We start from the raw sequence: 8,111 nt of genomic DNA, 5'->3' as shown, positions 1-8,111 counted from the left end.
CTGAACCCATGCCTTCGCAGTGGTCCGCAGAGCCACCCCGAGTCCGTGCGGTGCTGGAGCGTGCTTGGGCTGCAGAGAAGGGCAGCACGGGCTTGCGCAACGAAGCTTTGGCGGTTGCCCTGTATTGCGAGGCTGCCCGCTATGGCAGCGCGGAAGGCCATTACCGAAGCGGCTTGCTCAAGGCAAAAGGCCCTGAGGGTGTGCGCGACCCTGTGCAGGCCAAGTTCTTCCTGCTTCACGCGAGAGAATTGGGGCATGAACAGGCCGGTCAGATTTTGATGGCCAGTGGGTTGGCCGATGGTCGGCAAGCCATGCCAAATTGTCTGATGGACGACAAGGCATACGAGGCCAGTGTGGACTTTGCCGAGGCCAGCTATCGACAGCAACTCCCGCCTGTCAAACGCAAGGTGGCCGCGATGGTCGCGAAATTGGCGCCCGAATACGGGGTCGATCCCCGGCTGGCGCAGGCCATTGCCGGTGTCGAGTCCAACTTCGACAAGCAGGCTGTGTCTCCCAAGAATGCCATCGGTGTGATGCAGTTGATCCCAGAAACCGCCGCTCGGTTCAATGTGCGGGATCCGTTTGATGCGGAACAAAACATCCGTGGTGGACTGTCCTATTTGCGCTGGCTCACCAGTCATTTTGGTGGTGACCTCGTGCGGGTCGTGGCCGCGTACAACGCGGGTGAGGGGGCGGTACGCAAACACGGTGGCATCCCCCCATTTTTTGAGACCCGCGCCTATGTCTGGCGCGTGCTCAAGGACGCAGGCCTCAGACCTTGACTCAACTTATCCCCGTTTTCTGTGGATAAGTGTGTTGGCAAGATCGGGGCAAAGTGTGATGAATGAGGCATTCCCCTAGGGGTGAACTTAGCCTGCCTCAAAAATGAGCACGCATCACGAACCCGGTTTGGGTTGAGATACATCGTCTGCTTCACGGACGCATGCCTGGCAAATGCAGGCCTGGCCCTCCTGGCTCGGTGGCACGCGATCGAGCAGCGATGGAGGAAAGTGCACGGTGCGACACCAACACGGCTGCGACAGATCGCCACAGCTTGCCGGGGTACAGGCGTTCGGGCCACCGCAGATTGGACAGGCGTGGTTGGGTAGGGCTTGGGGTGATGAACTCAAAATCGGGCGGTGATGCTTAATGAGGTGCCCATTGAAGCACGCCCGCGACGGCAATCATGATCATGCCGGTCAGCACCACCAGCCAAAGCGAACCTCCTTTGGCTTTGCGCCGAGACTTGCGGCGAGTCTGGTGCGTCATCAGTCGAGAATCGTACGAATTGGTCGAATGGAACCCCGATGACTCGTCATACTTTTGCTGCCACCATTGCTGATCTTTGTTGTGCATGGCTGATCTCCCCAAAACTACCTGTACCGATCAGTTTGCGCTTTCTGTGACAAATTGTGTATCCCGGGCTTGCGGGTTATGTTCCCATCTGCTGCCAGGTCTAGGTGGTCCCTAGCTGCTTCTGCATGAATGGGATGAGGGCCTTTGCGACCCCCATCGGGTCATCGGCAAACGGAAAGTGGCCGCTTTGAGGCAAGGTCACGACCTCGGCACCGGGGAAAGTCTCCCGTTGTTGCTTGGCGTGCGCAACGGAGATGTAAGGGTCCGCTGCCCCCCAAATGACCAGCGCACGAAAGCCATGAGGTTTCAGCATGCGGCTGAGCAGTTCGCCTTTTTCCTGCAGATCGCTGGTTGCACGATACAAACGCAAAATTGCCCGGCGGGTGCCGGCGTCCATCTCGTCATACATGCGATTCAGAAATTCGTCAGGTAGCCCTCTTGGGTTGCCAATCCGCATGACCGCCTTGAACCCGATTCGATTGGTCAGCGCCATCTGTAACTCACCCAAAACCGGTGTGCGCCAGACGCGAGCCATGAAGTGCCATCGGTAATTCTTCAGCACACCAGTGTTGATCAAGGTGATGCTGCCGACGCTCAAGGGGTTCATCGCGGCCCACATCAGTCCCCATGGGCCACCAAAATCGTGCAGAACCAGATGCGCTTTCAGCACGCCCAGTTGGCGGAGCGCCTCACCCAGAAATGTTGCGCCGCCCTCGACCGAGTAGGGGTACTCGTCTGGCTTGTCGGCTTGCCCGAACCCCGGCATGTCCATCGCAATGACGCGTCCCAGCGGGGCCGTCTGCTCCATCAGATAGCGCCAATCGGCACATGAACCAGGGTTGCCATGCACAAACACCACGGCTTCTGTGGCTTTGAGGTCTGCGCCACCTTGTAAGACACGGGTTTGAATGCCGCATGCACTCAAGTGGCCCTGCCGCAAAGGCCAGCTGATCTGGGATGGAATGGGCATGTCGCAGTTCCGTTGTGACCACACGTTTAAAACGCGTCATCATGAAACGGCGTGCGGCAGTGGGCGGGGGAGGACTTGCCCGTGGTTGGCGCATCATCCCCCTTAGATGGGGCGTATCAGGCGGTGACGTTGTAGCCTTCGTCGGTAATCGCAACTGCAGCGTCTTCACGCGACAGCGTGGTGATCACGGTGACTTGCTTGCTGGGCAAGTCAATGGCGACGGTTGCGCCGGCATCTTGTGCTTGAATGGCCTGCGTCACTGCTTTGACGCAGTGTTGGCAGCTCATGCCATCAACGGTAAATTGAAAAGTGTTGGTGGTGCTCATGGCGGTTCCAAAGCCTCTGTTGGCGATAGGGTGTCGACCGCGTGCGCAAGTGCGGTCAATGGATACTCCGGGATGTATTGTGAAACGATTTGAGTTGGCGGCATGACGTCGAATGAGCAAACCTTGAAGCAAGACGTGGCATCAGACTCGATCGAGCTGTCTGTGCGTGGCATGACTTGTGCGGCATGTGTCGCACGCGTTGAGCGGGCGTTGAAAAAAGTGCCCGGCGTCAATGATGCGCAGGTCAATTTCGCCACGGAGGTCGCTACAGTCCGTCCTGCTGCTGATGATGCCAACGCCTCTGATGCTGAATCTCTGACTGAAGCACTCATCGCCGCTGTGGCCAAAGCCGGGTACGTCGCACATCACCAGGCATCCGATGCCCCCCTTGATGACGAGCCCGTGTCTTGGTGGTCCGTATGGGGGGCGGTATGCGTGGGGCTGGCGGCCAGCATTCCGCTGGTCGTGCCCATGTTTTTTGGGGCGCATCATTTTTGGCCGGCATGGGTTCAGTTCGTGCTGGCGACCCCCGTGCAATTTATTCTGGGTGCTCGCTTTTACAAAGCAGCATGGTCGGCCTTGAAGGATCGCAGCGGCAACATGGATCAGTTGGTTGCGCTGGGTACCACTGCGGCATGGGGTCTTTCTTGCTGGCTTTGGTGGTCCCAGTCAGGTCATGCGCATGGCGGGCATACTGAGCCGGATCTGTATTTCGAGTCTTCTGCCGTGGTCATCACGCTCGTGCTGCTGGGCAAGGCCTTGGAAGCCCGCGCCAAGCGTCAAACCACGACCGCGATTCGAGCTTTGCAGTCATTGCGTCCGGGGACCGTTCGTCGAGTGGGGCCTGATGGCGAGGTGGATGTGCTATTGCGCCAAGTGGTCGTGGGCGACGAACTCATCGTCAAGGCGGGCGAGCGGATTCCTGTGGATGGCACCTTGACGGCGGGAGCAAGCCATGTCGACGAGTCCATGCTGACGGGTGAACCCCTTCCGGTCAGCAAGTCGGTCGGCGACAAACTGACCGGCGGCAGTATGAACGTGGACGGACTGATCCGCCTGCGCGTGACCGCCGTTGGCGGGCAAACGATGCTGGCGCACATCATCCGCAGCGTGGTGGATGCTCAAGCCAGCAAGGCCCCGATTCAACGTGTGGTGGACAAGGTGTCTGCCGTGTTTGTGCCAACTGTCTTGCTTGTGGCCTTGTTGACTGGCGCAGGCTGGTGGGTGGCGGGTGAGTCGGTGGATGTCGCTCTGATGCGTGCCGTGGCTGTGCTGGTGATTGCCTGCCCCTGTGCGCTGGGGTTGGCGACACCGGCGGCGATCATGGCTGGGACCGGCGCGGCAGCTCGGCAGGGCATTCTGATCAAGGATCCGGAAGCGCTGGAGACCGCGCACCGAGTGCAGATCGTGGCATTTGACAAAACCGGGACATTGACTCGGGGTGCACCGCGAGTCTTGGCTTTCGAGGCCTGGGCAGATAGCGGTGCAGCATGGCCTCAGCCTTTGCATCTGGCGGCAGCTTTGCAGTCGGGGAGCGAGCATCCCCTGGCCAAGGCGGTCGTGGCGTATGCGCTCGAAAGCGGGCAGGGGCCTGCCGATGTGGTACGCGTCCAGAACCTGACCGTGGTGGCAGGCAAAGGCGTTGAGGGCGTTGTGGTTTGCTCGGACGCACAGCGTTGGGCGTTTGGCAGTGCGCGATGGGTCAGGGAGTTGGGGGCACAAAGCGACGACGTCTTGGCATTTGAGCGCAAGTGGTCTGAAGAACAAGGGGCAACCGTTTCCGTTCTGCTCCAACAGCAGCCGAGCAATGGTTGGTTGCCCGTGGCAGGGTTTGCCTTTGGTGATGACCTCAAGCGAGGCGCTGCAGATGCGGTGGCGCAGCTGCACCGAATGGGCGTTCAAACGGCGCTGATCTCCGGCGATGGGGCTCGATCGGTCCAGATGATGGCGGCCAGATTGGGTATTCAACATATTTGGGCGGAAGTTCTCCCCTCAGACAAAGCCCGTTGTGTCCAGCAACTGCGAGGTGCCGAATCGACCGCACCCAAGGTGGTGGCCATGGTGGGGGATGGCATCAACGATGCACCCGCACTGGCTGCCGCTGACATCGGGATGGCGATGGCCAATGCCGGGGGAGGGGCGGACGTTGCCATGCAGGCCGCGGGTGTCACCTTGATGCGTGGTGATCCGTTGCTGGTCCCGGCGGCCATCGATGTGTCTCGCAGAACGGCTGCCAAGATCCGTCAAAACCTTTTATGGGCCTTTGGTTACAACGTCATCGGGATTCCGCTGGCGGCATTTGGCGGCTTGAACCCGATGCTGGCCGGTGCCGCAATGGCCCTGAGTAGTGTCAGTGTTGTCACCAACGCTTTGCTGCTGTCTCGTTGGCGTCCGGCCCGAAGGGGGGCCGCGGAGGGTGTCTCGCCTATGTGACAAGGGCTTGCTCTGGCGAGTGATCCTTGATGCATGGCGTAAACTTCGGTTACCAACTGCCAGTAGCTCAGCTGGATAGAGCACCCGCCTTCTAAGCGGGCGGTCGGGGGTTCGACTCCCTCCTGGCAGGCCAGCGGCACTCAAACAACCACAGGGCTCGCCTTCTACATGTTTGGTTCCATCAAGCGTTTGATCGGTGCGGGCGCACAGTCCAATAAAGCTGCCCATGTTTTGGCCAATTGGGCCAAAGCTGAAGGACATGCTTTCAAGCACGTGAAGCATGCGGGTGGCAAAGGCTATGCGGTCGAATCCGCAGCAGGTTGGCGTGTGGAGTGGGGCACCTCCCAGCGCCCTTACATCGTTGGCAGTGAACTGCGCTTTCGCTGTGAAACTGGTGTGGAGTCCGATGTTCAGATGGTGTTGCTGACAAAGGTTCTGGCGCAGACGCTGGAATCGGATGTATTCAGCCGCTACACCAATGCCATGCAGACGCAGGTCGATACGTCCTTGCCAGACGAAATGCGCTGGCTAGCCATCCACCCCAAGGTCAGTGTGGCGGAATCAGCCACACTCAATCGTCGATTTACCTTGCTTTGCAATGCAGGTGAACTGGCCAAGAAATGGTTTGATGCTTCGTTGATTGAGGCGTTCGACCGAGCCGCCGACTGTTGGTGGAGTGATGCGTTGGTGCTGGTGATCACCCTGAATCGGGGGATGCTCACAGCACGGATGTCCGGACAGCCTTTGGAAGTTGCCCAGCTGAAATTGGTTGGAGAGTTGTTTTCATGCTTGGCCGACAGACTGCGTGCCGCAGCGTGAAATATGCAGCTTCATGCTAGAGTGAAAACTTAGGCCTTGTGATGCACCGATATGAATAAGATCAAGCGGGTATCGGCCGTAGTTCTTGCTGGAACCACATTCGCTCTGACGCCCGGGGCGTCTCACGGCTTGGGCTTCGGACGCCCGAGTAGCCATGCCATTCTGGGAGAGCCCCTGCGGGTCAAGGTCCCCCTGCGCCTTGAGTCTGGCGAAGACGTGGATGACAGCTGTGTCTGGGCTGAAGTGCTGTTCGGTGAGGACAAGCTGCCTGCCGCAGACGTTCTGGTCATTGTTCAATCGACCTCGGGTGGTGAGCGTGTTCTCAAGATCACCACCGGCCGGGTGGTGAACGAGCCTGTGGTGACGGTGACACTGACTGCCGGTTGCCAAGGCAAGATTTCTCGCAAGTTTGTAGCGTTTGCGGATCCTCCCGGCATGAGTTCGGTGGGGGGGGCTGATGCGCCAGAAGGCACGCAAGAGACTGGGCGAGATGCCGCGCCTGCTTCGGCTGTGGCGGTGCCAACGGCGCCAGTCGTCCGGCCAGTGCGCCCGAAGTCGCCCCCCAAAAAGACGGTCAAGCCCTCAACATCTGGGGCTGCTTCATCCGCGGCGACACCGGACATGCCGGATGCGGCCAGTGTGGCAGCCGCTGCTGCGTCGGTGCCGAATGCACCCGTCGAGTCACCTCTTGCCAAGGCGCGACGCTCGCTGGTTTTGAATCCTGCGCCCAAAGTACCCAAGGTCGAGTCCGGACGATTGGTGTTGGATCCGGTCGAGGCCGATGCGACCAACGTGCCGGGTTTGCGCATGGTGCCCGGCATGGATGCTCCCCCTAAGGAAGATGACAAGTCGCCAGACCTGCTGGCGCGGCGTGCTGCAGCCGCTGCGCTGTGGCAGGCCCTGAGTGCCTCCACGGAAGAGTTGGCGCGCAATCGCAAGCATCTGGAAGAGTTGGAGCAGCGCTTGGCTCAACTCCAAAAGGATGGAGACACGGCACGTGCCACCGTGGCAGCACTGGAGGCCCGTGTCAACAAGCCGGATGCCGGCGGTGAGCGCCTGTGGATACTCGGATTGGGTGCCCTCAGCTTGTTGACCATGGGTTTGGCGGGTTACATGTGGAACCAGTTGCGTCGTCGTCAACGCCTGGATGAGGCTTGGTGGCAACAGCAGGCTGCCTCTGTGCCCGCTGCGGGCCTGGAGCCTGCTGGCGAGCCAGCTTCATGTCAAGACGCTGTCATCGAGCCGCCCGCATTGGCCTCTGTAGTGGCGCCGCGCGCTGTCGAAAGGATGCAGCCCGCCGCAGAACCCGTTGCCCGAGAATCTGCGGCACCGGGGGTGGCAAGCCACGATGTGCGCTTGGTGGCAGCTGAGCCAGCACCTGCGACGCAGAAGCCCGTCTCTCCGGCTCCGTCAGTGGTGTCCAATGGCCGGGCGCCTCGCCGCTTTGAGCAAGAGTCGTTGCGTGCCGTGTCGGTAGAAGAGTTGATCGACCTTGAGCAGCAAGCAGAGTTCTTCATCGTATTGGGACAGGACGACGCAGCGGTTGACCTGCTGGAGTCGCATGTTCAAAGCGCAAGTGGGGCGAGTCCGCTTCCGTTCCTCAAGCTGCTGGAGATCTATCGCCGCCTTGGGCGCCGAGAGGATTACGAGCGCGTTCAGTCAGACTTCAATCAGCGCTTCAATGCCTATGCGCCAGCTTGGGAGACCGACCTCCAGCACGGCCACACGCTGGACGATTACCCAGGCGTCCTAGAGCGATTGCAGGCTTTGTGGGCGACGCCTGCGCAAGCCATGGAAGTGCTGGAGAAGTCGTTGACGCGACCTGAAAGCGGTGCCGACACGTTTGAGTTGCCGGCGTACCGCGAGTTGTTGTTCCTCTACGCCATTGCTCGGGATTTGTCTGAGCGTGATACCGAGTCGCGCAACCGCGTCGACCTGATTCTGCCTGTGATAAGGCAGGGTGGGGCGATGTTGTCAACGATCCCGCTGCCTGTTCCCGTGCCTCCGCAGGCAGACATGGAGCCGTTGATGGCAACGCGCCCGGTCAAGGCCATGCCAGAAGTCCAACCAAGTCTGAGCCTGGATCTTCAACTCGATGATCTGGAAATCATCGAACCGCGGAAAATGGGCTCTGTACCTGCGCCAGGCTCGATTGATTTCGAGCACATTGACCTGCCTGATGTGCAGGCTCCACCCAAGCCGTAAGG

The 8,111-nt window shown here is 60.0% G+C and carries 8 protein-coding genes and 1 tRNA gene; 5 read left to right on the top strand and 4 right to left on the bottom strand.

From position 1 onward, the window contains the following. Positions 1–8 precede the first annotated feature (8 nt). A complete protein-coding gene (locus tag ACOYNB_RS04000) occupies positions 9–782 on the top strand; it encodes a lytic transglycosylase domain-containing protein (protein WP_422837829.1) in 774 nt (257 codons plus the stop codon). A 114-nt stretch (positions 783–896) separates the two neighbouring features. Here the strand turns inward: ACOYNB_RS04000 and ACOYNB_RS03995 are convergent, their stop codons facing one another. The 4 genes from ACOYNB_RS03995 to ACOYNB_RS03980 form a co-directional block, all read right to left on the bottom strand. Next, complete coding sequence (locus ACOYNB_RS03995) at positions 897–1,130, bottom strand: cysteine-rich CWC family protein (protein ID WP_422837828.1); 234 nt, start codon at positions 1,128–1,130, stop codon at positions 897–899. Between the two features lie 16 nt (positions 1,131–1,146). Beyond that, on the bottom strand, positions 1,147–1,356 hold the full coding sequence (locus tag ACOYNB_RS03990; RefSeq protein ID WP_422837827.1) for a hypothetical protein: 210 nt from the start codon (positions 1,354–1,356) through the stop codon (positions 1,147–1,149). Between the two features lie 100 nt (positions 1,357–1,456). Then, positions 1,457–2,326: an alpha/beta fold hydrolase gene (locus ACOYNB_RS03985; RefSeq protein WP_422837826.1), complete on the bottom strand. Its 870-nt coding sequence runs from the start codon at positions 2,324–2,326 to the stop codon at positions 1,457–1,459. A gap of 116 nt (positions 2,327–2,442) precedes the next feature. Beyond that, positions 2,443–2,652 carry a heavy-metal-associated domain-containing protein gene (locus ACOYNB_RS03980; protein WP_422837825.1) on the bottom strand — a complete coding sequence of 70 codons (210 nt, stop codon included), beginning with the start codon at positions 2,650–2,652 and terminating at the stop codon, positions 2,443–2,445. A 102-nt stretch (positions 2,653–2,754) separates the two neighbouring features. On the opposite strand from ACOYNB_RS03980, the gene ACOYNB_RS03975 reads away from it, so the two are divergent. The 4 genes from ACOYNB_RS03975 to ACOYNB_RS03960 all read left to right on the top strand — a co-directional run bounded on the left by ACOYNB_RS03975 (position 2,755) and on the right by ACOYNB_RS03960 (position 8,109). Then, a complete protein-coding gene (locus ACOYNB_RS03975) occupies positions 2,755–5,085 on the top strand; it encodes a heavy metal translocating P-type ATPase (RefSeq protein ID WP_422837823.1) in 2,331 nt (776 codons plus the stop codon). A 56-nt stretch (positions 5,086–5,141) separates the two neighbouring features. Further along, a tRNA-Arg gene (locus ACOYNB_RS03970) sits at positions 5,142–5,218 on the top strand. A gap of 35 nt (positions 5,219–5,253) precedes the next feature. After that, positions 5,254–5,904 carry a hypothetical protein gene (locus tag ACOYNB_RS03965; protein WP_422837822.1) on the top strand — a complete coding sequence of 217 codons (651 nt, stop codon included), beginning with the start codon at positions 5,254–5,256 and terminating at the stop codon, positions 5,902–5,904. 51 nt (positions 5,905–5,955) lie between these two features. Further along, entirely contained in the window at positions 5,956–8,109 is a 2,154-nt protein-coding gene (locus ACOYNB_RS03960; RefSeq protein ID WP_422837821.1) for a type IV pilus assembly protein FimV, read from the top strand. Positions 8,110–8,111: the final 2 nt, after the last annotated feature.

Source organism: Aquabacterium sp. (assembly GCF_049317225.1).
GTDB lineage: Bacteria > Pseudomonadota > Gammaproteobacteria > Burkholderiales > Burkholderiaceae_C > Aquabacterium.
This window is presented reverse-complemented; position numbering and strand designations above follow the sequence as displayed.